Origin of the sequence: Sphingopyxis sp. L1A2A (genome assembly GCF_005502465.1) — a bacterium.
Classification (GTDB): Bacteria; Pseudomonadota; Alphaproteobacteria; order Sphingomonadales; family Sphingomonadaceae; genus Sphingopyxis.
In genome coordinates this window covers 1-24,575 of record NZ_SCOT01000026.1, presented here as the reverse complement: position 1 = coordinate 24,575, position 24,575 = coordinate 1, and the positions used below count along the sequence as shown (strand labels likewise).

Annotated in this window: 29 protein-coding genes, 1 tRNA gene and 1 other RNA gene; 18 read left to right on the top strand and 13 right to left on the bottom strand. The window is 65.5% G+C overall.

From position 1 onward, the window contains the following. Nucleotides 1–39: 39 nt before the first annotated feature. The 5 genes from FFS68_RS13445 to FFS68_RS13425 are packed head-to-tail and all read right to left on the bottom strand — an operon-like array spanning nt 40 to nt 3,237. Entirely contained in the window at nt 40–792 is a 753-nt protein-coding gene (locus FFS68_RS13445) for a TrmH family RNA methyltransferase (protein ID WP_137753715.1), read from the bottom strand. Continuing rightward, nucleotides 789–1,253, bottom strand: coding sequence for a transcriptional regulator NrdR (gene nrdR / locus FFS68_RS13440; protein ID WP_137753714.1), 465 nt, complete (start codon nt 1,251–1,253; stop codon nt 789–791). Before nrdR ends, FFS68_RS13445 begins: the two co-directional genes overlap by 4 nt. A gap of 3 nt (nt 1,254–1,256) precedes the next feature. Then, entirely contained in the window at nt 1,257–1,475 is a 219-nt protein-coding gene (locus FFS68_RS13435; protein WP_137753713.1) for a hypothetical protein, read from the bottom strand. A gap of 5 nt (nt 1,476–1,480) precedes the next feature. After that, nucleotides 1,481–2,788 (bottom strand): serine hydroxymethyltransferase, encoded by a 1,308-nt coding sequence (glyA, locus tag FFS68_RS13430; protein WP_137753712.1) that lies wholly within the window; start codon nt 2,786–2,788, stop codon nt 1,481–1,483. Continuing rightward, on the bottom strand, nt 2,785–3,237 hold the full coding sequence (locus tag FFS68_RS13425; RefSeq protein WP_137753711.1) for an RpiB/LacA/LacB family sugar-phosphate isomerase: 453 nt from the start codon (nt 3,235–3,237) through the stop codon (nt 2,785–2,787). The genes glyA and FFS68_RS13425 overlap by 4 nt, the downstream gene beginning before the upstream one ends. Before the next feature lie 112 nt (nt 3,238–3,349). Here FFS68_RS13425 and FFS68_RS17935 point away from each other — a divergent pair, with 112 nt between their 5' ends. After that, nucleotides 3,350–3,514: a hypothetical protein gene (locus FFS68_RS17935; RefSeq protein WP_171003879.1), complete on the top strand. Its 165-nt coding sequence runs from the start codon at nt 3,350–3,352 to the stop codon at nt 3,512–3,514. A gap of 143 nt (nt 3,515–3,657) precedes the next feature. On the opposite strand, the gene FFS68_RS13420 is transcribed toward FFS68_RS17935, so the two are convergent. Further along, nucleotides 3,658–4,314, bottom strand: coding sequence for an alpha/beta hydrolase (locus tag FFS68_RS13420; protein WP_137753710.1), 657 nt, complete (start codon nt 4,312–4,314; stop codon nt 3,658–3,660). A 141-nt stretch (nt 4,315–4,455) separates the two neighbouring features. Here FFS68_RS13420 and FFS68_RS13415 point away from each other — a divergent pair, with 141 nt between their 5' ends. The 11 genes from FFS68_RS13415 to FFS68_RS13365 all read left to right on the top strand — a co-directional run bounded on the left by FFS68_RS13415 (nt 4,456) and on the right by FFS68_RS13365 (nt 13,898). Further along, the gene (locus FFS68_RS13415; protein ID WP_137753709.1) at nt 4,456–5,559 is read left to right on the top strand and encodes an aminotransferase class V-fold PLP-dependent enzyme; all 1,104 of its coding nucleotides are present in this window, start codon (nt 4,456–4,458) and stop codon (nt 5,557–5,559) included. Beyond that, on the top strand, nt 5,556–5,894 hold the full coding sequence (locus FFS68_RS13410) for a 2Fe-2S iron-sulfur cluster-binding protein (protein ID WP_137753708.1): 339 nt from the start codon (nt 5,556–5,558) through the stop codon (nt 5,892–5,894). The genes FFS68_RS13415 and FFS68_RS13410 overlap by 4 nt, the downstream gene beginning before the upstream one ends. Nucleotides 5,895–5,935: 41 nt before the next feature. Beyond that, nucleotides 5,936–6,033: signal recognition particle sRNA small type (gene ffs / locus FFS68_RS13405), an RNA gene on the top strand. Nucleotides 6,034–6,077: 44 nt separating this feature from the next. Beyond that, a complete protein-coding gene (locus FFS68_RS13400) occupies nt 6,078–7,775 on the top strand; it encodes a DNA polymerase III subunit gamma/tau (protein ID WP_137753707.1) in 1,698 nt (565 codons plus the stop codon). Further along, complete coding sequence (locus FFS68_RS13395; protein ID WP_137753706.1) at nt 7,772–8,107, top strand: YbaB/EbfC family nucleoid-associated protein; 336 nt, start codon at nt 7,772–7,774, stop codon at nt 8,105–8,107. The genes FFS68_RS13400 and FFS68_RS13395 overlap by 4 nt, the downstream gene beginning before the upstream one ends. 124 nt (nt 8,108–8,231) lie before the next feature. Continuing rightward, nucleotides 8,232–10,628 carry an endopeptidase La gene (gene lon, locus FFS68_RS13390; protein ID WP_137753705.1) on the top strand — a complete coding sequence of 799 codons (2,397 nt, stop codon included), beginning with the start codon at nt 8,232–8,234 and terminating at the stop codon, nt 10,626–10,628. Between the two features lie 168 nt (nt 10,629–10,796). Next, nucleotides 10,797–11,069, top strand: a complete 273-nt coding sequence (locus FFS68_RS13385) for an HU family DNA-binding protein (RefSeq protein ID WP_088441614.1) — start codon at nt 10,797–10,799, stop codon at nt 11,067–11,069. A gap of 158 nt (nt 11,070–11,227) precedes the next feature. Continuing rightward, a tRNA-Val gene (locus tag FFS68_RS13380) sits at nt 11,228–11,302 on the top strand. 87 nt (nt 11,303–11,389) lie between these two features. Continuing rightward, nucleotides 11,390–11,698, top strand: a complete 309-nt coding sequence (locus tag FFS68_RS13375) for a hypothetical protein (RefSeq protein WP_137753704.1) — start codon at nt 11,390–11,392, stop codon at nt 11,696–11,698. A gap of 127 nt (nt 11,699–11,825) precedes the next feature. After that, a complete protein-coding gene (locus tag FFS68_RS13370; RefSeq protein ID WP_137753703.1) occupies nt 11,826–12,488 on the top strand; it encodes a response regulator transcription factor in 663 nt (220 codons plus the stop codon). Between the two features lie 3 nt (nt 12,489–12,491). After that, nucleotides 12,492–13,898, top strand: a complete 1,407-nt coding sequence (locus tag FFS68_RS13365) for a HAMP domain-containing sensor histidine kinase (RefSeq protein ID WP_137753702.1) — start codon at nt 12,492–12,494, stop codon at nt 13,896–13,898. A gap of 601 nt (nt 13,899–14,499) precedes the next feature. On the opposite strand, the gene FFS68_RS13360 is transcribed toward FFS68_RS13365, so the two are convergent. Next, the gene (locus tag FFS68_RS13360) at nt 14,500–14,778 is read right to left on the bottom strand and encodes a chorismate mutase (protein ID WP_137753701.1); all 279 of its coding nucleotides are present in this window, start codon (nt 14,776–14,778) and stop codon (nt 14,500–14,502) included. A 104-nt stretch (nt 14,779–14,882) separates the two neighbouring features. Here FFS68_RS13360 and FFS68_RS13355 point away from each other — a divergent pair, with 104 nt between their 5' ends. The 4 genes from FFS68_RS13355 (at nt 14,883) to FFS68_RS13340 (ending at nt 19,224) form a co-directional block, all read left to right on the top strand. Continuing rightward, nucleotides 14,883–15,896 (top strand): polyprenyl synthetase family protein, encoded by a 1,014-nt coding sequence (locus tag FFS68_RS13355; RefSeq protein WP_137753700.1) that lies wholly within the window; start codon nt 14,883–14,885, stop codon nt 15,894–15,896. Between the two features lie 8 nt (nt 15,897–15,904). Then, nucleotides 15,905–16,294, top strand: a complete 390-nt coding sequence (locus tag FFS68_RS13350; protein ID WP_249340156.1) for a DUF1801 domain-containing protein — start codon at nt 15,905–15,907, stop codon at nt 16,292–16,294. Next, the gene (gene hrpB / locus FFS68_RS13345; RefSeq protein WP_137753699.1) at nt 16,291–18,756 is read left to right on the top strand and encodes an ATP-dependent helicase HrpB; all 2,466 of its coding nucleotides are present in this window, start codon (nt 16,291–16,293) and stop codon (nt 18,754–18,756) included. The genes FFS68_RS13350 and hrpB overlap by 4 nt, the downstream gene beginning before the upstream one ends. 189 nt (nt 18,757–18,945) lie before the next feature. After that, the gene (locus tag FFS68_RS13340; RefSeq protein WP_137753698.1) at nt 18,946–19,224 is read left to right on the top strand and encodes an ETC complex I subunit; all 279 of its coding nucleotides are present in this window, start codon (nt 18,946–18,948) and stop codon (nt 19,222–19,224) included. Between the two features lie 103 nt (nt 19,225–19,327). On the opposite strand, the gene FFS68_RS13335 is transcribed toward FFS68_RS13340, so the two are convergent. The 5 genes from FFS68_RS13335 to FFS68_RS13315 all read right to left on the bottom strand — a co-directional run bounded on the left by FFS68_RS13335 (nt 19,328) and on the right by FFS68_RS13315 (nt 21,384). After that, nucleotides 19,328–19,543 (bottom strand): DUF4170 domain-containing protein, encoded by a 216-nt coding sequence (locus FFS68_RS13335; RefSeq protein ID WP_137753697.1) that lies wholly within the window; start codon nt 19,541–19,543, stop codon nt 19,328–19,330. Nucleotides 19,544–19,626: 83 nt separating this feature from the next. Next, the gene (locus tag FFS68_RS13330; protein ID WP_137753696.1) at nt 19,627–19,992 is read right to left on the bottom strand and encodes a hypothetical protein; all 366 of its coding nucleotides are present in this window, start codon (nt 19,990–19,992) and stop codon (nt 19,627–19,629) included. After that, nucleotides 19,976–20,383, bottom strand: coding sequence for a hypothetical protein (locus tag FFS68_RS13325; RefSeq protein WP_249340155.1), 408 nt, complete (start codon nt 20,381–20,383; stop codon nt 19,976–19,978). The genes FFS68_RS13330 and FFS68_RS13325 overlap by 17 nt, the downstream gene beginning before the upstream one ends. Further along, nucleotides 20,367–20,807 carry a phage holin family protein gene (locus FFS68_RS13320; protein ID WP_249340154.1) on the bottom strand — a complete coding sequence of 147 codons (441 nt, stop codon included), beginning with the start codon at nt 20,805–20,807 and terminating at the stop codon, nt 20,367–20,369. The genes FFS68_RS13325 and FFS68_RS13320 overlap by 17 nt, the downstream gene beginning before the upstream one ends. Nucleotides 20,808–20,838: 31 nt before the next feature. Next, nucleotides 20,839–21,384, bottom strand: coding sequence for a hypothetical protein (locus FFS68_RS13315; RefSeq protein ID WP_137753694.1), 546 nt, complete (start codon nt 21,382–21,384; stop codon nt 20,839–20,841). Nucleotides 21,385–21,588: 204 nt separating this feature from the next. Between FFS68_RS13315 and eno the strand changes: the two genes are divergently transcribed. Both eno and FFS68_RS13305 read left to right on the top strand, forming a co-directional pair. Continuing rightward, on the top strand, nt 21,589–22,863 hold the full coding sequence (gene eno / locus FFS68_RS13310; RefSeq protein WP_137753693.1) for a phosphopyruvate hydratase: 1,275 nt from the start codon (nt 21,589–21,591) through the stop codon (nt 22,861–22,863). 182 nt (nt 22,864–23,045) lie between these two features. Then, the gene (locus tag FFS68_RS13305) at nt 23,046–23,372 is read left to right on the top strand and encodes a septum formation initiator family protein (protein ID WP_137753692.1); all 327 of its coding nucleotides are present in this window, start codon (nt 23,046–23,048) and stop codon (nt 23,370–23,372) included. 239 nt (nt 23,373–23,611) lie between these two features. Here the strand turns inward: FFS68_RS13305 and FFS68_RS13300 are convergent, their stop codons facing one another. Continuing rightward, entirely contained in the window at nt 23,612–24,460 is an 849-nt protein-coding gene (locus FFS68_RS13300; protein ID WP_137753691.1) for an IS481 family transposase, read from the bottom strand. Between the last annotated feature and the right edge of the window lie 115 nt (nt 24,461–24,575).

Here is a 24,575-nt window from a genome sequence, read left to right as displayed (position 1 = left end):
AATCGTCCAACGGCGTATCCCGCGGTGCGGGGCCGACGGCTATCGCGGTCTCGGCGTCCTGCCCAGGCTGGTTATAATGCCGTGCATCATCCGGATATCATTGTGCGACCACCCGGTCTTGGTCAGCGCGGTGCGCAAGGTGCGCAGCGTCGCTTCGGTTCGCTCGGGCGGCACAAAATAGCCGCTGGCGTCGAGATCGCGAACCAGATGCTGGATCAGTTCCTCCAGTTCGGCGTGCGGGGCCACGGGATCGAGCGGCACCTCTGGCGGGCTCGCCAATGCGACGCCCCCCTCGGCTTCGCCCGGAGCATGCTTCGACCATTCATAGGCGAGCAGGATCACTGCCTGCGCCAGGTTGAGCGACGCGAATTTGGGATTGATCGGCACTGTGACGATCGCGTGCGCCAGCGCCACATCGTCGGTGTCGAGCCCCGATCGTTCGGCGCCAAAGACAAAGGCCGAACGGCCCGCGCTGGCGTGCACCGCGCGCGCCGCGGCTTCGGGCGTCAGCACAGGCTTGGCGACGCCGCGCTTGCGCACCGTGGTGGCATAGATGGTGGTGCAATCGGCGACCGCCTCGGCCAGGCTGCCGAACACCTGCGCCTCGGCAAGCACGACGTCAGCGCCCGCTGCCGCCGGACCCGCGTCGGGATTGGGCCAGCCGTCGCGCGGGGTCACCAGACGCAATTCGGTCAGCCCGAAATTGAGCATCGCGCGTGCCGCCTTGCCGATATTTTCGCCAAGCTGCGGGCGGACGAGGACGATGACGGGGGGTGGGGCCGCGTCGGTCAACTCTTGTGCGCCGCCTCGGTCACCGACGAGGCGAACTCCTCGAAGTCCCTGGCCTCGGTAAATTCGCGATAGACGCTGGCAAAGCGGATATAGGCGACGCTGTCGAAGCCCTTCAACGCTTCCATCACCATCGCGCCGATCTGCGCCGCCTGCACTTCGCTGTCGCCCGATGTTTCCAGCTGGCGCTGGATGCCCGACACCAGCCGTTCGATCCGCGCCCCGTCGATCGGACGCTTGCGGCAGGCGATCTGGATGCTCCGCATCAGTTTCTCACGATCGAACGGCTCGCGGCGGCCATCGGCCTTGAGCACGCCGACTTCGCGCAGCTGGATACGCTCGAACGTCGTAAAGCGTGCGCCGCAATCCTCGCACTGGCGCCGCCGCCGGATAGCCGCGCTGTCTTCGGTGGGACGGCTGTCCTTCACCTGACTGTCTTCATGGCCGCAATAGGGGCAGCGCATGGGTTAGCGACGCACCCGCATCAGCAGCGCGATGGCGGCGCCGGCGAACAGCCCGACCGGCCAGGTGACGGCATCGAGCAGCAGGCCGATGACCGCGCCGACGCCGCCGCCGACCAGCACCGGCCGGGTCGATGGATGCGCCATACCCTGCTTGGCCATCGCCTTAACCTCTTCGATCGTGACCTCGGCCAACGTCGGTTCTTCGGGATGTTGCCGTGCCATCGCGCTTACCCCTGATAGATCGGGAAGCGTTCGCACAGCGCGCGAACGCGGCCGCGAACATTCGCCTCGACATCGGCGTCGCCATGCTCGCCTTTGTCGCGCAGCGCCTCCAGCACATCGGCCACCATATCGCCGATCGCCTCGAACTCGGCGATGCCAAAGCCGCGCGTCGTCCCGGCGGGCGACCCGACGCGAATGCCGCTGGTCTTGACCGGCGGCAGCGGATCAAAGGGCACGCCGTTCTTGTTGCAGGTGATCGCGCTGCGCTCCAGCGCCTCGTCGGCGTCGCGGCCGGTAACGCCCAGCGGGCGCAGGTCGACGAGCGCGAGGTGCGTGTCGGTGCCGCCCGCGACGATGTCGGCGCCGCGCGCTTTCAGCCGGGCGGCGAGCGCCTGGGCATTGGCGACGGTGGCTTTGGCATAATCCTTGAAATCGGGGCGCAGTGCTTCGCCGAATGCCACCGCTTTCGCGGCGATGACGTGCATCAGCGGGCCGCCCTGCAACCCGGGGAAGACCGCCGAATTGATCCGCTTGGCGATCGCTTCGTCATTGGTCAGGATCATGCCGCCGCGCGGGCCGCGCAGCGTCTTGTGCGTCGTCGTCGTGACGACATGCGCGTGCGGCAGCGGCGAGGCATGAACGCCGCCGGCCACAAGGCCCGCGAAATGCGCCATATCGACCATCAGCAGCGCGCCGACATCGTCGGCAATCGCCCGGAAGCGCGCGAAATCGAGGGTGCGCGGATAGGCCGAGCCGCCCGCGATGATCAAGGCAGGGCGATGTTCCTTGGCCAGCGCCTCGACCTGGTCGAAATCGACGAGATGGTCGTCGGGACGCACGCCATATTGTACCGCGTTGAACCATTTGCCCGACATCGCGGGCGGCGCCCCGTGGGTCAGGTGACCGCCGGCGTCCAGGCTCATCCCCAGAATCGTCGCGCCGGGCTTGGTCAGCGCCAGCATCACCGCGCCATTGGCCTGGGCGCCCGAATGCGGCTGGACATTGGCATAAGCGCAATCGAACAGCTGCTTGGCGCGGTCGATGGCGAGGGTTTCGACCTCGTCCGACGGGGCGCAGCCCTGATAATAGCGGCGGCCGGGGTAACCCTCGGCATATTTGTTGGTAAACACCGAACCCTGCGCTTCCAGCACCGCTTTCGAGACGATGTTTTCGCTGGCGATCAGTTCGATCTGATACTGTTCGCGTTCGAGTTCATGCTTCATCGCCGCGGCGACTGCGGGGTCCACAGTGCCAACACCATCGGTGAAATAGCCGGCCGATTTGATGGGCTTGTCGAGCGTGTTGGTCGTCATCGGCTGGTCTCCAGTTGAGGCGGATTCGATAGTTTATCGACGCGGCGGGCGTGGCGATCGCCGGCGAAGTCGGTGGTCAGAAAGGCGGCGAGGCAAGCCTTGGCCATGTCGATGCCGGTCAGGCGGGCGCCCATCGCAATGACATTGGCGTCATTATGCTCGCGCGCCAGCTTTGCCGACAGCGGTTCGGACACCAGCGCGCAGCGCGCCGCGGGGTTGCGGTTGACCGAGATCGAGATGCCGATCCCCGACCCGCACAGCGCAACGCCGCGGTCGGCGCGGCCCGCGGCCATCGCTTCGCCCAGCGCATAGCCATAATCGGGGTAATCGACGCTGCCGGGCCCGTTGGTGCCCAGATCCTCGACCGCATGGCCTTCGGCGCGCAGCCAGTCGGCGAGCAGCGCCTTCAGCTCGTAAGCGGCATGGTCAGAGGCAATCGCGATGCGCATCGGCGCGGCTCCCGCTTTGGACAAGGAATCGATGAGCGCGCTTTAGGCGAAGCCGCGCGGATTGGCCATAAGCGAGGTGGCAAATTTGTGACGCGACCGATAAAGCCGCGGCATGTCCGACACTGTCATATCCGTGCTGATGCTCACCGGGGTCGTTCTGACCGGCGGCGCTGCCTATGTCTTTCGGGGGGGCGATCGTCGCCGCGCGCTGCTGATGCTGGTCGCGGCGCTGGTGATGTTCGCCAATGTCGCGATCTGGCTGGTGCCGGTGAAGTAAAATCCTCCCTGTCGCGAAGCGATGGGGAGGGGGACCGTCGCCGCAGGCGATGGTGGAGGGGCGCCGACCGTGCGCAATGGCCCCTCCGTCAGCCCTGCGGGCTGCCACCTCCCCATGGCTTCGCCACAGGGAGGATCGTTGAATCAGCGGATCGGCGAATCGGGCGCGAGCCGCATATCCAGATAGTTATCGAGCGACTTCATAAGCTGGTCGAGCTCATGCTCGAAGAAATGGTTGGCGCGCGGGATTTCGTCGTGATGGATCGTGATGCCCTTTTGGGTGCGCAGCTTGTCGACCAGCTTCTGCACCGCGACCGGCGGCACGATTTCGTCCTGCCCACCCGCGACGATGATGCCCGACGAGGGGCAGGGGGCGAGGAAGCTGAAGTCGTACATGTTCGCCGGCGGCGCGACCGACAGGAAGCCGCGGATTTCGGGGCGGCGCATCAGCAATTGCATGCCGATCCACGCGCCAAAGCTGAAACCTGCGATCCACGTCGTCTGCGCCTCGGGATGGATCGACTGGACCCAGTCGAGCGCCGATGCGGCATCGCTCAGCTCGCCGATGCCGTTGTCGAACGTGCCCTGGCTGCGGCCGACACCGCGGAAGTTGAAGCGCAGCACCGCAAAGCCGCGCGCGACAAAGCTCTTGTACATCGCCTGGGTGATACGGTCGTTCATCGTGCCGCCGCCCTGCGGATGCGGATGCAGGATCAGCGCAACCGGCGCGCGCGGGCGCGGCGGGGGCGAGAAACGGCCTTCGATACGGCCCTCGGGGCCGGGGAAAATCACGTCGGGCATGGGAGCACCTCATTATCTTTTATGGCTGGCCGCCGAATCGCCGGGCTGGCGGGGTGGCGGAGCGAAGATGGCGCCTATATAGAAATTGCGTAGCATGTTGCAACTTTTGCGAATCGCTCGCAATAAGGATCTGTCCGCCGGATGATTTACCTCGATTACCAAGCCACAACGCCGCTCGCCCCCGAAGCGCGCGAGGCGATGCTGCGCTGGCTGGCGGGGCCGGGAGAAGGCGCCAATGACCTCGGGGGCTTTGCCAACCCGTCGAGCACGCATAAAGGCGGGCGCGCCGCCGCCGCGGCGGTCGAGGTCGCGCGCGATCAGGTCGCGGCGCTGCTTCCGAAGGGGGGGCGTGTCTTCTTCACCTCGGGCGCGACCGAGGCGCTCAACTGGGCGCTGCTCCGCGGCGCCGAGATCATGCCGGGCGGGGTCGCCGGATTGAGCATCGAACATGCGGCGTCGCTGCAATGTCTCGAGCGGTTGAACGCCGCGATCCTGCCGGTCGATGCCGAGGGCTTGGCGTTGCCGCCCGACGCTGCGTTGATCCCCGAAAATGGCATCGTTGCGGCGATGCTGGTCAATAACGAGGTCGGGACGATCCAGCCGGTCGCCGATTTCGCCGCCGCCGCCCATGTGAAGAACAGCCTGCTGCTCTGCGACGCGGTGCAAGGCTATGGGCGCGTGGCGATCCCCGAGGGCGCCGACCTGATCGCCGTCTCGGCGCACAAAATCCACGGCCCCAAAGGCATCGGCGCGCTGTGGATCAGGGACGGCATCGACCTGCCGCCGCTGATGCTCGGCGGCGCGCAGGAACAGGGGATGCGCTCGGGAACCGTCTCGCCCGCGCTGTGCGCCGGGTTTGGCGCCGCTGCGGCGCTGGCGGCCGAGCGGGCCGACGCCGACACCGCGCATGTCGCGCGGCTATGGTCACTGGCGCGCGACATGCTGCCCGAATGGACGCTCAATGGCGCCGCCGACGCGCGCTACCACGGCAATTTCAACATCCGCCGCGCGGGCGTGAACGGCCTCCGCCTGATGTCCGACGCGCGGGGCATCGCCTTTTCGCTCGGCAGCGCGTGCGGCAGTGGGTCGGGCAAGGTCAGCCATGTGCTGCGCGCGATGGGGGTCAGCGAGGCCGATGCGCGCGCCTCGATCCGCCTTGGCTGGGGGCGCTACACCAGCGAACAGGAATTGCGCGACGGCCTGACCGCGATCAAGGATGCGGCACGATTGCAGGGGGTCAATTGATGCGCGTCACCTTCATCCACACCGATGGCAAAGGGCGCACCGAGGCCGAAACGGAACCGGGCAGCATCCTGCTCGACGTCGCGCAGGCGCACATGATGCCGCTCGAAGGGACGTGCGAGGGCCAGATGGCCTGTTCGACATGCCACGTCATTGTCGCCAAAGAGGATTTCGACCGCCTGCCGCCGGCGAGCGAGATGGAAGAGGATATGCTCGACCTCGCCGCCGGCGTGCGCCGCACCAGCCGCCTCGCGTGCCAGATTTTGCTAACCGAGGCGATGGACGGGCTGACCGTGCATATCCCGGGCGAAAGCCGCAACATGCAGGGGCCGCGCTGAGCGCAACGCTTGCAATTCGCTGATCTCCCCGCCATATGCGCCGCGGGAGTCGGGCGGACGTGGTCTTCGCCAACCCGGTCAGGTCCGGAAGGAAGCAGCCGCAACGAATTCGCCGCGGGTCGTTCCGGCTCCCACCCAATTTCCCCCTTCGACAAGATCGCGCGCCGTCCCTAAGACGATGCCATGAGCGATTCCGCCGACGACGAACCCCCGATGCTGGGAATGGACCTGCCCGAGGTGAAGCCGCAGGCGTCATCCGGCCCGTACCGCGTCCTCGCGCGCAAATATCGCCCGCAAACCTTTGCCGAACTGATCGGTCAGGATGCGATGGTCCGCACGCTGGGCAATGCGATCGCGCGCGATCGGCTGGCGCACGCGTTTCTGATGACCGGGGTGCGCGGGGTCGGCAAGACGTCGACCGCGCGCCTGATCGCGAAAGCGCTGAACTGCATCGGACCCGACGGGCAGGGCGGGCCGACGATCGATCCGTGCGGGGTATGCGAACCGTGCCGCGCGATCACCGAGGGCCGCCATATCGACGTCATCGAAATGGACGCCGCATCGAACACCGGCGTCGACGATGTGCGCGAGATTATCGAGGCGGTGCGCTATGCCGCGGTGTCGGCGCGTTACAAGATCTACATCATCGACGAAGTCCACATGTTGTCGCGTAATGCCTTCAATGCGCTCCTGAAAACGCTCGAAGAGCCGCCGCCGCACGTCAAATTCCTGTTCGCGACGACCGAGGTCAACAAGGTGCCGGTGACCGTGCTGTCGCGCTGCCAGCGGTTCGATCTGCGCCGCATCACCCCCGACATGCTGTTCGCGCATTTCAGCGCGATTCTGCAAAAGGAAGGCGTCGAAGCCGAGGCGCCGGCGATCTGGCTGATCGCCAACGCGGCCGAGGGATCGGTGCGCGACGGGCTGTCGATCCTCGACCAGGCTATCGCACATGCCGATCTGGACGGCGGGGGCAAGGTGAGCGCCGACCAGGTGCGCGTGATGCTCGGCCTGTCGGACCGCTCGTCGATCGCCAACCTCATGGCAACGATTTTGGAAGGGGATGCCGGCGGCGCGATCGACCTCGCGCGTGGCCAATATGCGCTGGGCATCGAGCCGGTGGCGATGGTGCGCGGGCTGATGGACCTGACCCACGCGATCACGCTGGCCAAGGTCTCGCGCCATGAGGATCCCGCGCTGGCGCAGGCCGACCGCGAGCGGATCGTCGACTGGACGCAGAAGCTCGGCTTCGCGCCCCTCAATCGGCTGTGGCAATTGCTGCTCAAGGGGCATGACGAGGTGCTGCGCGCGAACAATCCGCTCGAGCATCTGGAGATGCTGTTGCTGCGGGTCATTTACGCCGCATCGATGCCCGACCCCGGCGAACTGGCGAAAATCCTGGAATCGGGGCGATTGCCGACAATGCCGCTCGCGGTGCCCGCTGCAGGGGCGAGCAAGGAGCCCGCCGCCGCCGCCCCGGCTGCTGCGGTGGCGGAAACGCCCGCGACGTCGCTGACGATCGCACAGATCCACCAACTGCTCGAAAGCAGCGGCAACCATCGGCTGGCGGTCGATGTCCATGATCATCTGCGGATCGTCGAACTCGAACCGGGCCATCTTGTCTTTTCCCCGGCTGCGGCGCTGTCCGCCGCGTTCGAGCGCGACTTGGGCGACGCGCTGTTCGCTGCCACCGGCAGCCGCTGGCATGTCCGGGGCGGCGAAGGCGAAGCACGGCCCAGCCTGGGCGAAGTCCGCGCCGCGACGGTCGCCGACAATGACGCGCGAATCCGGGCTTTGCCGGTGGTGAAAGCCGCATTGGCCGCTTTTCCCGACGCGAAACTTGAAGACCCCGCCGACAATCGCCATAAGTCCAATCCATGAAATCGATCGAAGAGATGATGAAGGCGGCGCAGGAAGCGGCCGCCACGGTGCAGGCGCAGATGCAGGAGGCGCAGGCGAAGCTCGACAGCGTCGAGGTCGAGGGCGTTTCGGGCGGCGGTCTGGTGCGGATATTGGCCAGCGCCAAGGGCCGGATCAAGGCGATCAACATCGACGACAGTCTGATTGTCCCTGCCGACAAGCAAATGCTCGAAGATCTGCTCGCCGCGGCGTTCAATGACGCGCGCGAAAAGGCGGACCGGGTCAGCAACGAAGAAATGGGCAAGATGACAAGCGGTCTGCCGCTGCCGCCGGGCTTCAAGCTGCCGTTTTGAGCCGGCTTTGCCCCCGCTGTTCACGGCAGCGACATTGAATGCGTGCGAAGTTACGCCATATTAGCGATGATCACCCTATAAGAAGGGCGGTGCGTCCGGTCGTGACGCTCGTCCAGGAGCCGTAATGACGCAATCTTTTCCCCTGCTGCCGCTGCGTGACATCGTCGTTTTCCCGCACATGATCGTGCCGCTGTTCGTCGGGCGCGACCGTTCGGTCGCCGCGCTCGAAACCGCGATGGAATCGGACAAGGAAATCTTCCTCGTCGCGCAGCTCGACCCGGGCGAGGATGATCCGCAGCGCGACGATCTGTACGACACGGGCGTGATCGCGACCGTGCTGCAGCTGCTCAAGCTGCCCGACGGCACCGTTCGCGTGCTGGTCGAGGGCAAGGAGCGCGCCAAGCTGGTCGCGCTGACCAGCAACGATAAAGCCGTGATGGCGAGCGTGAAGCCGATCGGCGATACGGTCGACGACAGCGTCGATACCGCGGCGCTGATGCGCTCGGTGGTCGACCAGTTTGAAAATTACGCCAAGCTCAACAAAAAGATGCCGGCCGAAACCGCGGTCCAGCTGTCGCAGATCGACGACGCCTCGCGCCTCGCCGACTCGGTCGCGGGCAATCTCAACATCAAGGTGTCGGACAAGCAGGCGCTGCTCGTCGAAGACGCGCCGTCGAAGCGGCTCGAAATGGTGTTCGCCTTCATGGAAGGCGAGCTTGGCGTGCTGCAGGTCGAAAAGAAGATCCGCGGCCGCGTGAAGCGCCAGATGGAAAAGAGCCAGCGCGAATATTATCTCAACGAACAGCTGAAAGCGATCCAGCGCGAACTTGGCAACGACAATGGCGAGGGCGGCGACGACCTGGCCGAACTGCAGGTCAAGATCGACGGCCTGAAGATGTCGAAGGAGGCCAAAGCCAAGGCCAACGCCGAGCTGAAGAAGCTGCGCGCGATGGCGCCGATGTCGGCCGAGGCCACGGTCGTTCGTAACTATCTCGACACGCTGATCGGCCTGCCGTGGGGCAAGAAGTCGAAGCTGAAGAAGGATATCGCCGCGGCGCAGGCCGTGCTTGATGATGACCATTATGCGCTCGAAAAGGTCAAGGACCGCATCGTCGAATATCTGGCGGTGCAGGCGCGTACCAACAAGCTGAAGGGTCCGATCCTTTGTCTCGTCGGCCCGCCGGGCGTCGGCAAGACCAGCCTCGGCAAGTCGATCGCCAAGGCGACCGGGCGCGAATTCATTCGCCAGTCGCTGGGCGGCGTGCGCGACGAGGCTGAAATTCGCGGTCACCGCCGCACCTATATCGGCTCGCTGCCGGGCAAGATCGTGACGAACCTGAAAAAGGCGGGGACGATGAACCCGCTGTTCCTGCTCGACGAGATCGACAAGCTGGGTCAGGATTTCCGCGGCGATCCGGCGTCGGCGTTGCTCGAAGTGCTCGACCCCGAACAGAATGGCAAATTCCAGGACCATTATCTCGAGATCGACGTCGACCTCAGCGACATCATGTTCGTCACCACCGCCAACTCGCTGAATCTGCCGCAGGCGCTGCTCGACCGCATGGAGATCATCCGGCTCGAAGGCTATACCGAGGACGAAAAGGTCGAGATCGCGAAGCTGCATCTCATTGCCAAGCAGATCGAGGCGCATGGGCTGAAGGACGGCGAATTCACGCTGACCGACGAAGGGCTGCGCGACCTGATCCGCTATTACACCCGCGAGGCCGGCGTCCGCACGCTCGAACGCGAAATCGCGCGGCTGGCGCGCAAGGCGCTGCGCCGCATCCTCGAAGGCAAGACCGAAAGTGTCACCATCACCTCGGAAAACCTCAACGAGTTTTCGGGGGTGCGCAAATATCGCCACGGCATGGGCGATCTGGAGGACCAGATCGGCGCCGTCACCGGGCTGGCATGGACCGAGGTCGGCGGCGAATTGCTGACCATCGAGGCGGTCACCGCATCGGGCAAGGGCCAGGTGCGCACCACCGGCAAGCTCGGCGAAGTGATGACCGAATCGGTGCAGGCGGCGCTGTCGTTCGTGAAAGCGCGCGCGCCAAGCTATGGCATCAAGCCCAGCCTGTTCGCGCGCAAGGACATCCATATCCATTTGCCCGAGGGCGCGGTGCCAAAGGACGGCCCGTCGGCGGGCGTCGGCATGGTCACCGCAATGATTTCGACCTTGACCGGGATCGCGGTGCGCCGCGATGTCGCGATGACCGGCGAAGTCACGCTGCGCGGCCGCGTGCTGGCGATCGGCGGGCTCAAGGAAAAACTGCTCGCGGCGCTGCGCGGCGGCATCACCACCGTGCTGATTCCGGAAGAAAATGAAAAGGATCTGGTCGAAATCCCGGCGAACATCACCACCGGGCTCAAGATCATTCCGGTTAGTCACGTCGACGAGGTGCTGGCGGTGGCGTTGGTCAGTCCGATCGTGCCGATCGAATGGACCGAAGCCGACGAACTCGCGGCGTCGCCGCCGATTGCCCCCGGTGCGGACCTCGAAACGACGATTCGCCACTGACCCTGATCGTTTTGCTGTCTTACGAGTCTGCTTTTCGTCGCAAAATCGTCGTTTAACGGCGGTTTTCGTCCTTTTTTGCTTTGACAACAAGGGACGAAACGGCGTTAGTGACGCCCCATGGCACGGCCATGAATCATTCAATCAACCATAAGCAGGGGTTCCTTAGGCATGAACAAACAAGACCTGATCGCCGCCGTCGCTGACTCGAGCGGCCTGACCAAGGGTGACGCGAGCAAAGCCGTCGAAGCCGTTTTCGAAGCGATCACGGGTTCGCTGAAAAAGGGCGGCGAAGTTCGTCTCGTTGGTTTCGGTACGTTCGCAGTCAGCAAGCGCAAGGCATCGACCGGCCGCAACCCGCGCACCGGTGAAACGATGACCATCGCGGCGTCGAACCAGCCCAAGTTCAAGGCCGGCAAGGCGCTCAAGGACGCGGTCAACTGATTGGTCAGCCCTTTGGGTAAGAATATTTCAGGCCGCAGCGCAAGCTGCGGCCTGATTTGCATCGGCGCGGTGTTTCGGCGAAATCGCCGTTGCAATCATCGGTGCAGCGGCTATGGACGTCCGGCTTTCGGGCGTCGGCCACTCGGTCGGACCCGGACGGGCGCGTAGCTCAGTGGTAGAGCACACCCTTCACACGGGTGGGGTCGCAGGTTCAATCCCTGCCGCGCCCACCATGACCCAGGCGGTGGATCCCGAACCAAAACGGGGGCTGACGGGGTCATTCATCGCCTATTCAATGCCTTTGCATTAGAGAAACGGCCATGATCCGCACATTGACCCTCTCCATCCTCTCGGCCCTGCTGCTCACTGCGGGCATGCCTGCCGCCGCGCGTAACGATCGCGACCAGGATAATATGCGCGACGCGGCGGCGCAGGGACAGGTCGTGCCGCTCAACCGCCTGATCGCCGACGTTCGTTCGCGCGCGCCCTACAGCAGCATGACCTATCTGGGCGGGCCGCAGTTTGATGCGGGCCGAATGATCTATGCCTTGAAGTTCATGGACGGCAGTCAGGTCGTCGTCGTCTATGTCGATGCCCGCACCGGCCGGATCGTCGGCCGCAAACCCTGACATCACCTGCTACCGATTCTGGCGCCGACGATTCATCGCAACGACATTTTGCGATGATCGTTCGGACTTGATACACAGTCAAAATATGCGACCGGCCCTGTCCGGTCTGCCAATGAAAGGCGTCTGAATGCGGATCCTGATTGTCGAAGACGAACCCACGCTGGGGCCGCAGTTGAAGGCCACGCTGGAAGGGACCGGCTATGCCGTCGATCTCGCGACCGATGGCGAGGACGGGCACTTCCTCGGCTCAACCGAAAATTATGACGCCGCGATCCTCGACCTCGGGCTGCCCGAGATTGACGGGCTGACCGTCCTCGACCGCTGGCGCCGCGAAAAGCGCAATTTCCCGGTGCTGGTGCTGACCGCGCGCGATAGCTGGTCCGACAAAGTCGCGGGGCTCGACGCCGGCGCTGACGACTATCTGGCCAAGCCGTTCCAGACCGAAGAGTTGATCGCCCGTCTGCGCGCGCTCATCCGCCGCGCCGCGGGGAATGCGTCGAGCGAACTGATCGCTGGGCAGGTGCGGCTTGATACCCGCTCGGGCCGGGTCACGCTGGCCGGCGAAGCGGTGAAACTGACCGCGCAGGAATATAAGCTGCTGTCCTACCTGCTCCATCACAAGGGCAAGGTGGTGTCGCGCACCGAATTGATCGAACATATCTATGATCAGGATTTCGATCGCGATTCGAATACGATCGAGGTGTTCGTGACCCGCATCCGCAAAAAGCTGGGCGCCGACATCATCACGACGATCCGCGGTCTCGGCTACCAGCTCGACGATCCGCAATAAGTCATGGCGGAGGCCGACGTCGCCCCGGCGCTCGTGACCGACCCGGACGCGGCGGCAAAACCGGCAGTGCCGCCCAGCCGCATCACCGGCTCGCTCGCGCGGCGGATGATCGCGATCGCGGCGCTGTGGATTTCGGTGCTGCTGATCGGCGGCGGCTTCGCGCTCGACCGCGTGCTGACCGGGGCGATCACCCGCAATTTCGATTCCAGCCTGGAATATGTGCTGATCGCGATGATCCGTTCGTCGGAAATCGGCCCCGATGGCGAGGTGCGGTTGGTCGAACCGCTCGGCGATCAGCGGTTCCTCGAACCCTATAGCGGCTTGTACTGGCAGATCAGCGGCGGCGAGCAGGAACCTTATCGCTCGCGCTCGCTGTGGGAACGCTCGCTGAAGGCGCCAACCCCGCACATCGACGACCAGATCCACACCTATGACAGCAACCAGTTTCCCGACGAAGAACTGCGGGTGCTTGAACGCAATGTCATCCTGCCGGGCAGCAAGGTCAGCTGGCGGTACCAGATCGCGCAATCGCGCGTCGCGCTCGACGCGCAGGTCGGCGCGGTCCGCGCGACGCTGATCCCCAGCTTGGCGCTGCTCGGCCTCGGCCTCATCATCCTCGCGGCGCTCCAGACCTTTTACGGGCTGTGGCCGCTGCGCCATATCCGCCGCGCCATCGCGGCGATGCGCGGCGGGCAGAACCGGCGCGTCGATGCGCCGTTGCCGCTGGAAGTGCAGCCGATGGTCGACGAACTCAACGCGCTGCTCGCGCACAACGAGAAACAGGCCGAGGAAGCCCGGCTGCACGCGGGCAATCTGGCGCATGCGCTTAAAACGCCGCTGACCGTGTTGCTCAACAGCGCGACCAGCCAAATCTCGCCGCTCGCCGACACGGTGCGGCGCGAGGCGGCGACGATGCAGCGGCAGGTCGAACATCACCTCGCGCGCGCGCGCGCGGTCGGGCGCCGCGGTGCTGCCCAGGCGCGCGCAAACGTCCGCGACAGCGTCGACAGCGTGTCGCGCGCGGTCGGGCTGCTCTACCCCGATGCTCGGCTCGATGCCACGGGCGACCGGCAATTGATCGCGCGCGTCGAGCGCCAGGACCTGGACGAACTGGTCGGAAATTTGCTGGAAAATGCCGCCAAATATGGCGGCGGCAGCGTCTTCGTTACCATCCAGCGCGACGGCGCGATGGCCGAAATCCTGATCGAGGACGACGGCGCCGGGATTTCGCCCGCCGACCGGACCCGCATCTTCGATCGCGGCGTGCGGCTCGACAGCGGCAAGCCCGGAACCGGGCTGGGCCTGGCGATCGTCCGCGACGTCGCCGAAATCTATGGCGGCAGCATCGCGCTCGAGGAAAGCGAGGATCTGGGCGGCTTGCTGGTGCGGCTCAGGCTACCGGCAGGGTAAGAAAACCGTGTAAAAAGGGGCCGGACCATTGGTCCGACCCCTCTCGTCATAGCCTGCTTTGTTTAGCAGCAAGGCCCGCCGCAGCAAACGCCCAGCGCGCAACAGGCGGCGTCGAACGCCGCTGGTGCAGCGGCCATCGCCGATGTGGACATTGCGGTCAGAGCCACGGCAATCGTTGTGATAAACGTCTTCATTTCAATCATCCTTTGTTCAAATCTTATGGTGGATCGAGAAGGGCGCTGACGTTCGGCGGCGGCGTCGGCGGCGGCGTCTGCCAAGTGGTCAGCGCCAACGCGGCGGGCGGGCGGCCTGAGCCAGCCCGCCATTCGTGCCCGATCGATGGGACAGCCGGGTTCGCCATTGCCGCCGCCAGGCACCGGGCCATGCATGCGGCGTCGCGGCAGGTGGCATCATGGTCGGGACAGCAATCGCGCATCCCATCTGCCGCTTCATGCCGGCACGCTGCGGCGCTCGGTACGCCTGCTGCCGTCGCCACGGATGGCATCGACATCAGCAGAGCGGAGAGCAGGGCGAATAACCAGCGCATGATCTTCAATGCGCTGCCACGTGGCGAAAGGTTACGCCGCCTCGCGGCCCCGCGTCAGGCGTCGCGGGCCTGCTGGTGATGGCGGATCACCTCTTCGATGATGAAGCGCAGGAATTTCTCGCTGAATTCGGGGTCGAGATCGGCATCGCGCGCCAGCGACCGCAGCCGCTCGATCTGCCGCTCCTCGCGGCCCGGATCGGCGGGCGGCAGCCCGTCGCGGGCTTTCAGCTCGCCGACCGCCTTGGTCACCTTGAACCGCTCGGCCAGCATATAGACGAGTGCCGCGTCGATATTGTCGATGCTCTGGCGGTAACGGCTCAGCTGGTCGTCCATGCGCGGCTCCTCTTATGCTCGGCACGCTTGGCACCGGGCGGGGGGCCAAAGCAAGCCGAAAGTCGTTGCAAAATCGCGGCCGCGCGGCCAAGGCTCGCCGCATCATGACTGCCGAAATCCACCAGCTCTACGGCGAACGGCCCCCCTCGCTCGACCCGATGATGGCGCTTGTCGCCGCCGACATGAACGAGGTAAATTCGGTCATTCTCGACCGCATGCAATCCGAAGTGCCGTTGATCCCCGAACTCGCCGGGCACCTGATCGCCGGCGGCGGCAAGCGGATGCGTCCGATGCTGACCCTCGCGTGCGGCCAGCTGCTCGACTATCCGGGCCGCCGCCACTGCAAACTGGCGGCCGCGGTCGAATTCATTCACACCGCGACCCTGCTCCACGACGATGTCGTCGACAAGTCGGACCTGCGCCGCGGCCGCAAGACCGCGAACCTGATCTGGGGCAACAGTGCGTCGGTGCTGGTCGGCGATTTCCTGTTCAGCCGCGCGTTCGAGGTGATGGTCGAGGACGGATCGCTGAAAGTTCTCAAGATCCTGTCGCGCGCCTCGGCAGTGATTGCCGAGGGCGAGGTCAACCAGCTCTCGGCGCAGCGCCGCATCGAAACCAGCGAAGACCAGTATCTCGCGATCATCAACGCCAAGACCGCCGAGCTGTTCGCCGCGGCGTGCAAGATCGCCGCGGTCGTCGCCGAACGCGACGAAGCGACCGAGGCCGCGCTCGACGCCTATGGCCGCAATCTGGGCATCGCGTTCCAGCTGGTCGACGATGCGATCGACTATGTTTCGGATGCCGAAACGATGGGCAAGGGGGTCGGCGACGATTTCCGCGATGGCAAGGTCACGCTGCCGGTGATCCTCGCTTATGCGCGTGGCAGCGCCGAAGAACGCGAGTTCTGGAAGCTCGCGATCACCGGCCACCGCACGTCGGACGAAGATCTTGCCCACGCCACCCGCCTGCTGCGCCAGCATGGCACGATCGACGATACGCTGGCGCGGGCGCGCCACTATGGCCAGCGCGCGGTCGATGCGATCGGCGGCTTCCGCGCCAGCCATGCGAAGGCGGCGCTGACCGAGGCGGTCGCCTTCGCCGTCGCGCGCGCCTATTGAACCGCGCGATGGCAATGGGAATGGGTCCGGTCGCGGAAACTCCCGATGCCTATATCGCCGCGCTATCGGGCTGGCAGCGCGACCGCGCCGAAATGATGCGCGCCGCGATCATGGACGCCGCGCCGTTCGCCGAAACGATCAAATGGACCAACCTGGTTTTCATGGCGAATGGCCCGTGCATCCTGATCCGCGCCGAGGAGCATCGCGTCCTGCTCGGCTTCTGGCGCGGCAAGCGGCTGCGCGAGATCGAGCCGCGGATCAAGGCGAGCGGCAAATATGAACTTGGCAATCTGGTGCTGACCGAAGCGACCGAAACCACGTCGGAGCAGGTCGCCCGCCTCGCCGCCGCGGCGCACCGCCTCAACGCCGAACTGGGCAACCCCGCGGCGCGGGCATGATGCAGCCGCTCCCGATCGATCAGGTTTTGCCCGACATCATGGCGGCGCTGGTGCTTAAACCCAATGCCGTGGTGGTGGCGCCGCCGGGGGCGGGCAAGACGACGCGCGTGGCGCCCGCGTTGCTGGCCCAGCCGTGGTGCAGCGGCGACGTCTGGCTGCTGTCGCCCCGCCGGCTGGCGGCGCGCGCCGCGGCGGAGCGGATTGCCGACGAGATGGGCGAGCCGGTCGGCGGCAACGTCGGCTATGCGACACGGCTCGACAGCAAACAATCGGCGGCGACGCGGCTGCTGGTGATGACCCCGGGGCTGTTCCGCAACCGCATCCTCGCCGATCCCGAACTGACGGGCGTGTCGGCGGTGCTGTTCGACGAGGTTCACGAGCGCAGCCTCGACGGCGATTTCGCGCTCGCGCTGGCGATCGATGCACAGCAGGGACTGCGCGACGATCTGCGGTTGATCGCCATGTCGGCGACGCTCGACGGTGCGCGTTTTGGGGCGTTGCTCGGCAATGCGCCGGTGGTGCGCAGCGAGGGCAAGATATTCCCGCTCGACCTGCGCCATATCGGCCGCCGTGCCGAGGATCGGCTGGAGGCGAGCGTGCTGGTCGCGGTGCGGCAGGCGATGGCCGATGAGGCGGGCGGCGACATGCTGTGCTTCCTGCCCGGCGCCGCCGACATCGAACGCGCCGCGGCGGCAGTCGAGGCATCGGGGTTGCCGCTGGTCGTCCACCGCCTGCACGGCCAGATCGACCCGGCGCTCCAGCGCAAGGCGCTCGTCCGCGATCCCGATGGCGGGCGCAAGCTGATCCTGGCGACGAGCATCGCCGAAACCAGCCTGACCATCGACGGGGTGCGCATCGTCATCGATGCTGGACTGTCGCGGCGCCCGCGCTTCGACAAGGCGGCTGCGATCGCGCGCCTCGTCACCGAACGCGCCAGCCAGGCATCGGCAACCCAGCGCGCCGGACGCGCGGCGCGGCAGGGGCCGGGGGTCGCCTATCGCTTGTGGGAAGCAGCGGCAACGACGGGAATGCCGCCGTTCGACCCGCCCGAAATCCACGAAAACGACCTGATGCCCGTGGTGCTCGATTGCGCCAGCTGGGGCATCATCGATCCGCGCCAATTGGGCTGGCTCGACCCGCCGTCGCCCGCCGCGATCGCCGATGCCAAAACGCGCTTGCAGGCGATCGGCGCGCTGGCCGACGATGGCCGGATCACCGCGCATGGCAAGGCGCTCGCCGCGATCTCGTTGCCGGTGCCGCTCGCGCATATGCTGCTCGACGCGGCACGCGCTGGGGAAGGCGAGATGGCCGGACGCCTCGCGGTGCTGCTCACCGAACCGGGGCTCGGCGGGCGCGGCGTCGATGTCGAGGCGCGGCTCGGGCGCTGGCGCGGGCAGCGCGGCGACCGCAGCGAAGGCGCGGTTCGGCTGGCGCGGCGGCTGGCGAGCATCGGTGACAAGCTGGCGGCAGGGACCGATGAGGTGGCACCGCGCTCGATCGGCGGCTGGATCGCGACCGCCTGGCCCGACCGCGTCGCCCGCCAACGGGCCGGGCAGCGCGGCGAATATCTCAGCGTCGGCGGCCGCGCCTATCGCATCGATCCGGTCGAACCGCTTGCGGGCGGTGAATGGCTCGCGATCGCCGACGCGCAGGGCCATGCTGCCGGGGTTCGCATCCTCGCCGCAGCGCCGATCGAACAGGCCGAGGTCGAGGCGATCTTCGCCGACCGCATCGTCGCGCACGCCGCGAGCAGCTATGATGCCGCGAGCGACCGCGTCGATCACCGCCGCGAACGGAGGCTCGGCGCGATTGCGCTGACCAGCGGGCAGGCGGGGCGCAGCGACAATGTCGAGGAGGACATCGCGCTGCGGCTGGCGGCGGTGCGCGATAAGGGACTGGGGCTGATAGGGTGGGGTCCGGCGGCGCAGGCGCTGCGCCAGCGGGCATCCTTTGCGGGGATCGACACGCTGTCGACCGGTGCGCTCGCCGACAGCCTCGACATCTGGTTGCCGCCGCTGCTCGGCGGATGCCGCGGGCTGCGCGATATCGGCGACCGCAAGCTGACCGACGTGCTGATGGGGCTGCTCGACTGGTCGGCGCGCCAGTTGCTCGAAAAACATGCGCCCGCCGATTATGTCACCCCGGTCGGGAGCCGCCATCCGATCGACTATGGCGCCGACGGCGGGCCGACGGTCAGCGTGCGGGTGCAGGAATTGTTCGGGCTGGCGCGGCATCCAGTGATCGGCGATCCGCCGGTGCCGCTGGTCCTCGCGCTGACCTCACCCGCGCACCGCCCGATCCAGACGACCCGCGACCTCGTCAGCTTCTGGGGCGGCAGCTGGCACGATGTGGCGCGCGAGATGCGCGGCCGTTATCCCAAACACAGCTGGCCCGACGATCCCGCGACTGCGCGTCCGACCCTGCTGACCAAGGCGGCGCAAGCGCGGCGCGACGGACAATAGATGCGTCGTCCCCGCGAAGGCGGGGGCCGCTGTGGGCCTTTTCCGGTCGTGCTGCGTAAACCGCCCGCGGCCGCGTTCAGAGGCACGTGACTCTGAAACGCCCTTAGCGGGGGCGATGGGGTTTCCTCTTTTCGTCGTCTTTGCTTGCCGCTAAGGCACGGGCAGCCCAACCAACGCAGGACAGTCCCGATGAAAGCGCGCATTTTTCAGAAACCCAAAAATGCGATGCAATCGGGGCGCGCGGGAACGCAGCGCTGGATGCTGGAATTCGCCCCCGCCGAAGCGCGCAGGCCCGATCCGTTGATGGGCTGGGCGGGCAGCGGCGATACCCAGCGGCAGATCCGGCTCGGCTTTGCGAGCCAGGACGAGGCGGTCGCTTATGCGGAACGCAACGGGATCGAAGCCGACGTCGTCGCACCGCCGGTTCGCACGCTGAAGATTCAGGCTTATGCCGACAATTTCCGGTAAATTCTAACCGATCGTCATTGCGAGCGGAGCGAAGCAATCCAGGCCGGTTTACGCAAACTCTGGATTGCCGCGTCGCTTTGCTCCTCGCAATGACGAGACAGGTTTACTCGCTGTCCGGCTGCAACAGCTTGTGCAGATGCACGACGACATATTTCATTTCGGCATCGTCGACCGTGCGCTGCGCCGCGGCGCGCCACGCTTTTTCGGCTGACTTATAGTCGGGGAACAGGCCGACGACGTCGAGGTTGTGGAGGTCGACAAAGTCGGTGCCCTGCGGATCGCTGACACGTCCGCCGAACACGAGGTGCAATTTGCTCATGGGCTGTGCTTTCCTTGCGGGTTAGCGCTGGGGAGGGGATAAGCCGCGGCCCCTAACAGCGCGGCGCCGCTACGGCAAGCCGGTCAGTCGCCCTTGCGACCCCCCGAACCGGACTTCGGCAGTAGCGACCCGAGCAGCGCGCCGATCGCGATCGCACCGGCGACCAGCGCCATCGGCTGCTTCTCGGCCGCGTCCTTCAGCTTGCTGTTCGCGCGCTTGGCTTGGACCTTGCCCTTTTCATACACCTCGCCGGCGGCTTCGCGGGCGACGCTGGCCTGCTCGCTGGCCTTGGCGGCGAAATCTTCGGTCACGGCGCGCGCGCGGCCATAGCCGTCCTGGATGCGCGCCTTCGCCGCTTCGGCGGTCAGCCGCGCATTTTCGGCGGTTTTCTCGGCAAGTTCACTCGCTTTGGCGCGCGCGTCGCTGGCGGTTTCACTGAACGGCTTCATCGTCATTCTCCACTGGTTCGCTATAGTCGCCGTCATCGGCATATGTTTCGTTGGCCATTTCGTCGGTTGGGCGCAGCCGATCGGTGATCGCGCTCGCCATATCCTGAATCTTGCGCGTCAGCCGCGGCGCATGCTCCTTGATCGGTTCGCGCAGCAGCCACGCCACCCCTGCCACGGCGGCCAGCGCGATCGGCAAGCGGTTGTTGCGAAACTCCTGCCGCACCGCATGCGCGGCGTCGTCGATCTTGGCATTGACGCGGTATTTGCCGCGATCGACCAGCGCGCCGGGCTTGAACGCCGCCTTGGCGACGTCGAGCCGGCGGTGCAGTTCGGCGCGCTGCAGCATCGAGCGCCGCGCGGCGGCGATCAGGCGGTTACGCGTCCGCGGCATCGTCGAACCCCTCGTTGGTCAGGTCGCGCCGCAGCGCGGTGCGAATGTCGCCATAGCTGATATGCGCGCGCCATGCCGCACCGCCGGCGATGGCGAGCAAGACGGTCACGACGATCACCGTCGCAAGCAGCGGGCCGACCTGCGGCGACAGCGCCAGGATCGCCCCGAATGCCAGCGCCAGCAGCGCCACACCCGCCGCCGTCGCGGCCACGCCGCCCCAGATCGCGGCGCGGCTGGCGCCGTGTAGCGCCAGCTCGCCGCGCGCCTCGATCAGCGCAAACTCGGCCTTTGCTGTCGCCGATAGATTGTCGACGACATCGCCGACAATCTGTTCGAGCGGCACGGGCGGCGGCGCGACCGGCGGCCCGTCGGGAGCGTAGCCGTGACTTATGCCGTCAAAGCTGGGCTTAGCGGACGGGGGCAAAGGGTTCGGATCGGAAGCGGCCAAGACCTTGTCAATCGTTCGAGCCGCCCTTGAGCATGCGGGCGAGCACGAAGCCGATCACCGTGGCGGCGCCGACGGCAATCGCCGGGTTCTTCTTGACCATATCCTTGGTCGAAGCGGCGAGCTCGTCGAGATCCTTCTTGTCGAGCGTCGAGGCCAGACCGGCGACGGTTGCCGCAGCCGAGCGGGCATAGTCGCCGTACTGCTTGCCGAATTTGGTGTCGACGGTGCCGGCGCTGTCCTCGAGCATCTTGGCGAGGTTGCCGACCGCATCGGCGGCTTTGCCCTTGCCCTTGGTCGCGGCGTCGCGCGCCTTGGCCGACGCCTGATTCGCCAGCGTCGTCGCTTCACCCTTCAGCGAGGCGGCCTTTTTCGAGGCTTCCGACTTGATGGTGTCGCGGGTCGCGGCCAGCTGATCGCGGATCGGATGATCCTTGGCGGCTTTCACGGTCGCGGGCTTGCGGGCGGGCGCGGCCTTGGTGGCGGCGGCCTTTGCGGGTGCCTTGGGACGCGGAGCGGCGGCTTTCTTGGTCGCGGGAGTAGCGGCTTTGGCCATGGCGTTGTCCTCTTCTTCTTATGTCGGGCGCCGCAGCGGCGAGCATCCCTTTTGGTCCTGTCTGAATATATAGCAAGGCGCGCCGAATGGTTCCATAGGCCAGCAAAATTCCTATGCATTATTGCGCTTTTCCTGTGTCGCCGATAACAGGCGGGCGCCTTTCCCTACCGCCCTGCCGACAGGGCTTTCAGCAGGACATTATCCATGACCGCGATCATCGACATCCACGGCCGCGAAATCCTCGACAGCCGCGGCAACCCCACCGTTGAAGTCGATGTGCTGCTGGAGGACGGCAGCTTTGGCCGCGCCGCGGTGCCCTCGGGCGCCTCGACCGGCGCGCACGAAGCGGTCGAACTGCGCGACGGCGACAAGAGCCGCTATCTGGGCAAGGGCGTGACGAAAGCCGTCGCCGCAGTCAACGGCGACATCGCCGACGCGCTGATCGGCCTCGATGCCGAGGATCAGCGCGAACTCGACGTGGCGATGATCGACCTCGACGGCACGCCGAACAAAAGCCGCCTGGGTGCCAACGCGATCCTCGGCGTCAGCCTTGCCGCCGCGAAGGCCGCGGCCGACGCGCGCGGCCTGCCCCTCTATCGCTATGTCGGCGGCGTCTCGGCGCGCACGCTTCCCGTGCCGATGATGAACATCATCAACGGCGGCGAACATGCCGACAATCCGATCGACGTCCAGGAATTCATGATCATGCCCGTCGGCGCCGGCAGCATCGCCGAAGCGGTGCGCTGGGGCAGCGAAATTTTTCACACGCTGAAAAAGGGCCTGTCGGCGAAGGGCCTCGCGACCGCGGTCGGCGACGAGGGCGGCTTCGCCCCGAACCTCGCCTCGACCCGCGCTGCGCTCGATTTCATCGCCGCGTCGGTCGATCAGGCGGGCTTCAAGCTCGGCACCGATGTCGTCCTCGCGCTCGATTGCGCCGCGACCGAATTCTTCAAGAACGGCAAATATGAGATCAGCGGCGAAGGCCTGTCGCTCAGCCCGCAGCAGATGGCCGAATATCTCGCCGCGCTCGTCAACGACTATCCGATCAAGTCGATCGAGGACGGGATGAGCGAAGATGATTTTGTGGGCTGGAAGGCGCTCACCGACCTGGTCGGCGACAAGTGCCAGCTCGTCGGCGACGATCTGTTCGTCACCAACCCGCTGCGCCTCGAACAGGGAATCAAGGACGGCCTCGCCAACTCGTTGCTCGTCAAGGTCAATCAGATCGGCACGCTGTCCGAAACGCTCGACGCTGTCGATATGGCGCACCGCGCGCGCTACACTGCGGTGATGTCGCACCGCTCGGGCGAGACCGAGGATTCGACGATCGCCGACCTCGCGGTCGCCACCAACTGCGGCCAGATCAAGACCGGCAGCCTCGCGCGCTCGGACCGGCTCGCCAAGTACAACCAGCTGATCCGCATCGAGGAAGAACTGGGCGACATGGCGCGGTACCCGGGTGCGGCGATTTTCGGCTGATCCCTTTTGTCTCGTCATGCTGAACTTGTTTCAGCATCCATGGGTCTGGCCTGTCACTTTGCGCAGCGTCGATTTTGGCGGTAGGCCATGGACCCTGAAACAAGTCCAGGGTGACGAGAATAGTGGAAAAGCGTCGCAAGGCGCCTTGACGCCTTGAATCAACTCTGATTCAAGGGGCAGCAATGACGCAGCGCCACAAACTCCGCAAATCGATGAACCGGGCCGTCGGTCCGGCGGTCGCCGTGATCGCGGTGCTGGCGATGATCGGCTACATCATTTTGGGACCGACCGGGCTCTACGCTTGGGGCGATTATGGCCAGTCGGTTGAAAAGCAGCGCGTGGTGCTGAGTGAGCTCGCCAAGAAGGAGAGCGAGCTGCAGAACCGTGTCAACTTGCTCGACCGGCGGCGCGTCGATCCCGATCTGGCCGAGGAATATGTGCGCGAGAAACTGGGCGCCTATCATCCCGATGAAGTCATCATCCCGATGGAGCCTGCGGCGAAGCGCTGACCGCCAAGTCACCGCGCATTCTTTCATTCGTCATGCCCGCTTTCGCGGGCACACCTTTACTATAACTCGCATTTGAACCTTTGAGCTTCCGAGAACACGTCAGGTCTGCGCCTGATCCAAGTCATAGCAGACGCAGGACGACGGCCCAAAACCGGCTGTCGGCAAATTAAAGCGTTGCCGCCCAATAGTCCGATTGAGGCGTCAGCGACATAAGTACGGCCGACGTTATAATGCGCCGCCTAGGTGTTTGGTCCCGGCATGTGATGGTTGGGTTTGACGATAAAGGCATCGGGCTTTGATTTCCAGAGTTCCTCGATGGCTTCGTAGGGTGTCCTGAACGTCAGAGCCTTGAGCTGCTTGGCGAAGTTGTAGGCGATCAGCCATTCGCTGACGTGTCGTCGTAGCTTCTGGATCGAGCCGTAGTGGAAGGATTTGACGGTCGCTTCCTTGATGGTTCGGACCATTCGCTCGGCCTGGCCGTTGGTCCATGGGTGATAGGGTTTGGTCAGCCGATGCTCGATGCCGTTTTCGAGGCAGACCCGCTCGAAGATGTGGATCAACCATCCCCGGCTCTGACCGCGCTGGAGCTGGACGAACTGGACACCATGGTCGGTCAGCACGGTGTGAATCCTGTAGGGCACGGTTCTGACGAGTGATTTGAGGAAGGCGGCCGCCGCCAACTTGGTGGCCTTGCGATAGATACGGGCGAAGACCAGCTTCGAGGTGCGATCCACCGCCACATAGAGGAACCCTTTGCCGCCTTCGTAGCGCAGTTCGGCAATGTCGATGTGGAAGTAGCCGATCTCGTAGTCCTTGAACGTCTTCGGCTTCTCGCGGTCGGCCTTAGGCAGACGGCTGATACCGTGCCGGTGCAGACAGCGGTGCAGGGATGAGCGGGTCAGTTGCGGGATCACGTCCTTCAACGCGATGTAGACATCATCCAGAGGCAGCCGGGCCTGCACCCGCAACGCCACGATGGCAGCCTCTTCCATCGGTGAGAGCACAGTGCTGCGGCGCTCCCTCGGCCCCATCGGCATGTCCTCGACGGACTGCCGGTGCCGCCACTTCAGGACGGTCTTCTCGTTGATCCCCTACTGCGGATTCCGAGGTCATCACGCGCAGTGTTCCGATTTGATCGTGCGCAGCATTCCGACGTGATCTCGCGCAGCATTCCGATTTGAAGCTGCGCACCATTCCGATTTG

Excerpts from the sequence above, each read along its gene's own strand:
- FFS68_RS13315 (WP_137753694.1), bottom strand. The coding sequence starts at position 21,384 with ATGGCCAAAGCCGCTACTCCCGCGACCAAGAAAGCCGCCGCTCCGCGT.
- FFS68_RS13365 (WP_137753702.1), top strand. The coding sequence starts at position 12,492 with ATGGCGGAGGCCGACGTCGCCCCGGCGCTCGTGACCGACCCGGACGCG.
- FFS68_RS13355 (WP_137753700.1), top strand. The coding sequence starts at position 14,883 with ATGACTGCCGAAATCCACCAGCTCTACGGCGAACGGCCCCCCTCGCTC.
- glyA (WP_137753712.1), bottom strand. The coding sequence starts at position 2,788 with ATGACGACCAACACGCTCGACAAGCCCATCAAATCGGCCGGCTATTTC.
- FFS68_RS13385 (WP_088441614.1), top strand. The coding sequence starts at position 10,797 with ATGAACAAACAAGACCTGATCGCCGCCGTCGCTGACTCGAGCGGCCTG.
- FFS68_RS13325 (WP_249340155.1), bottom strand. The coding sequence starts at position 20,383 with ATGCCGCGGACGCGTAACCGCCTGATCGCCGCCGCGCGGCGCTCGATG.
- FFS68_RS13415 (WP_137753709.1), top strand. The coding sequence starts at position 4,456 with ATGATTTACCTCGATTACCAAGCCACAACGCCGCTCGCCCCCGAAGCG.
- FFS68_RS13305 (WP_137753692.1), top strand. The coding sequence starts at position 23,046 with ATGACGCAGCGCCACAAACTCCGCAAATCGATGAACCGGGCCGTCGGT.
- FFS68_RS13340 (WP_137753698.1), top strand. The coding sequence starts at position 18,946 with ATGAAAGCGCGCATTTTTCAGAAACCCAAAAATGCGATGCAATCGGGG.
- FFS68_RS13335 (WP_137753697.1), bottom strand. The coding sequence starts at position 19,543 with ATGAGCAAATTGCACCTCGTGTTCGGCGGACGTGTCAGCGATCCGCAG.
- eno (WP_137753693.1), top strand. The coding sequence starts at position 21,589 with ATGACCGCGATCATCGACATCCACGGCCGCGAAATCCTCGACAGCCGC.
- FFS68_RS13350 (WP_249340156.1), top strand. The coding sequence starts at position 15,905 with ATGGCAATGGGAATGGGTCCGGTCGCGGAAACTCCCGATGCCTATATC.
- FFS68_RS13370 (WP_137753703.1), top strand. The coding sequence starts at position 11,826 with ATGCGGATCCTGATTGTCGAAGACGAACCCACGCTGGGGCCGCAGTTG.
- FFS68_RS13330 (WP_137753696.1), bottom strand. The coding sequence starts at position 19,992 with ATGAAGCCGTTCAGTGAAACCGCCAGCGACGCGCGCGCCAAAGCGAGT.
- hrpB (WP_137753699.1), top strand. The coding sequence starts at position 16,291 with ATGATGCAGCCGCTCCCGATCGATCAGGTTTTGCCCGACATCATGGCG.
- FFS68_RS13420 (WP_137753710.1), bottom strand. The coding sequence starts at position 4,314 with ATGCCCGACGTGATTTTCCCCGGCCCCGAGGGCCGTATCGAAGGCCGT.
- FFS68_RS17935 (WP_171003879.1), top strand. The coding sequence starts at position 3,350 with ATGTCCGACACTGTCATATCCGTGCTGATGCTCACCGGGGTCGTTCTG.
- FFS68_RS13425 (WP_137753711.1), bottom strand. The coding sequence starts at position 3,237 with ATGCGCATCGCGATTGCCTCTGACCATGCCGCTTACGAGCTGAAGGCG.
- FFS68_RS13360 (WP_137753701.1), bottom strand. The coding sequence starts at position 14,778 with ATGGACGACCAGCTGAGCCGTTACCGCCAGAGCATCGACAATATCGAC.
- lon (WP_137753705.1), top strand. The coding sequence starts at position 8,232 with ATGACGCAATCTTTTCCCCTGCTGCCGCTGCGTGACATCGTCGTTTTC.
- FFS68_RS13400 (WP_137753707.1), top strand. The coding sequence starts at position 6,078 with ATGAGCGATTCCGCCGACGACGAACCCCCGATGCTGGGAATGGACCTG.
- FFS68_RS13375 (WP_137753704.1), top strand. The coding sequence starts at position 11,390 with ATGATCCGCACATTGACCCTCTCCATCCTCTCGGCCCTGCTGCTCACT.
- FFS68_RS13395 (WP_137753706.1), top strand. The coding sequence starts at position 7,772 with ATGAAATCGATCGAAGAGATGATGAAGGCGGCGCAGGAAGCGGCCGCC.
- nrdR (WP_137753714.1), bottom strand. The coding sequence starts at position 1,253 with ATGCGCTGCCCCTATTGCGGCCATGAAGACAGTCAGGTGAAGGACAGC.
- FFS68_RS13435 (WP_137753713.1), bottom strand. The coding sequence starts at position 1,475 with ATGGCACGGCAACATCCCGAAGAACCGACGTTGGCCGAGGTCACGATC.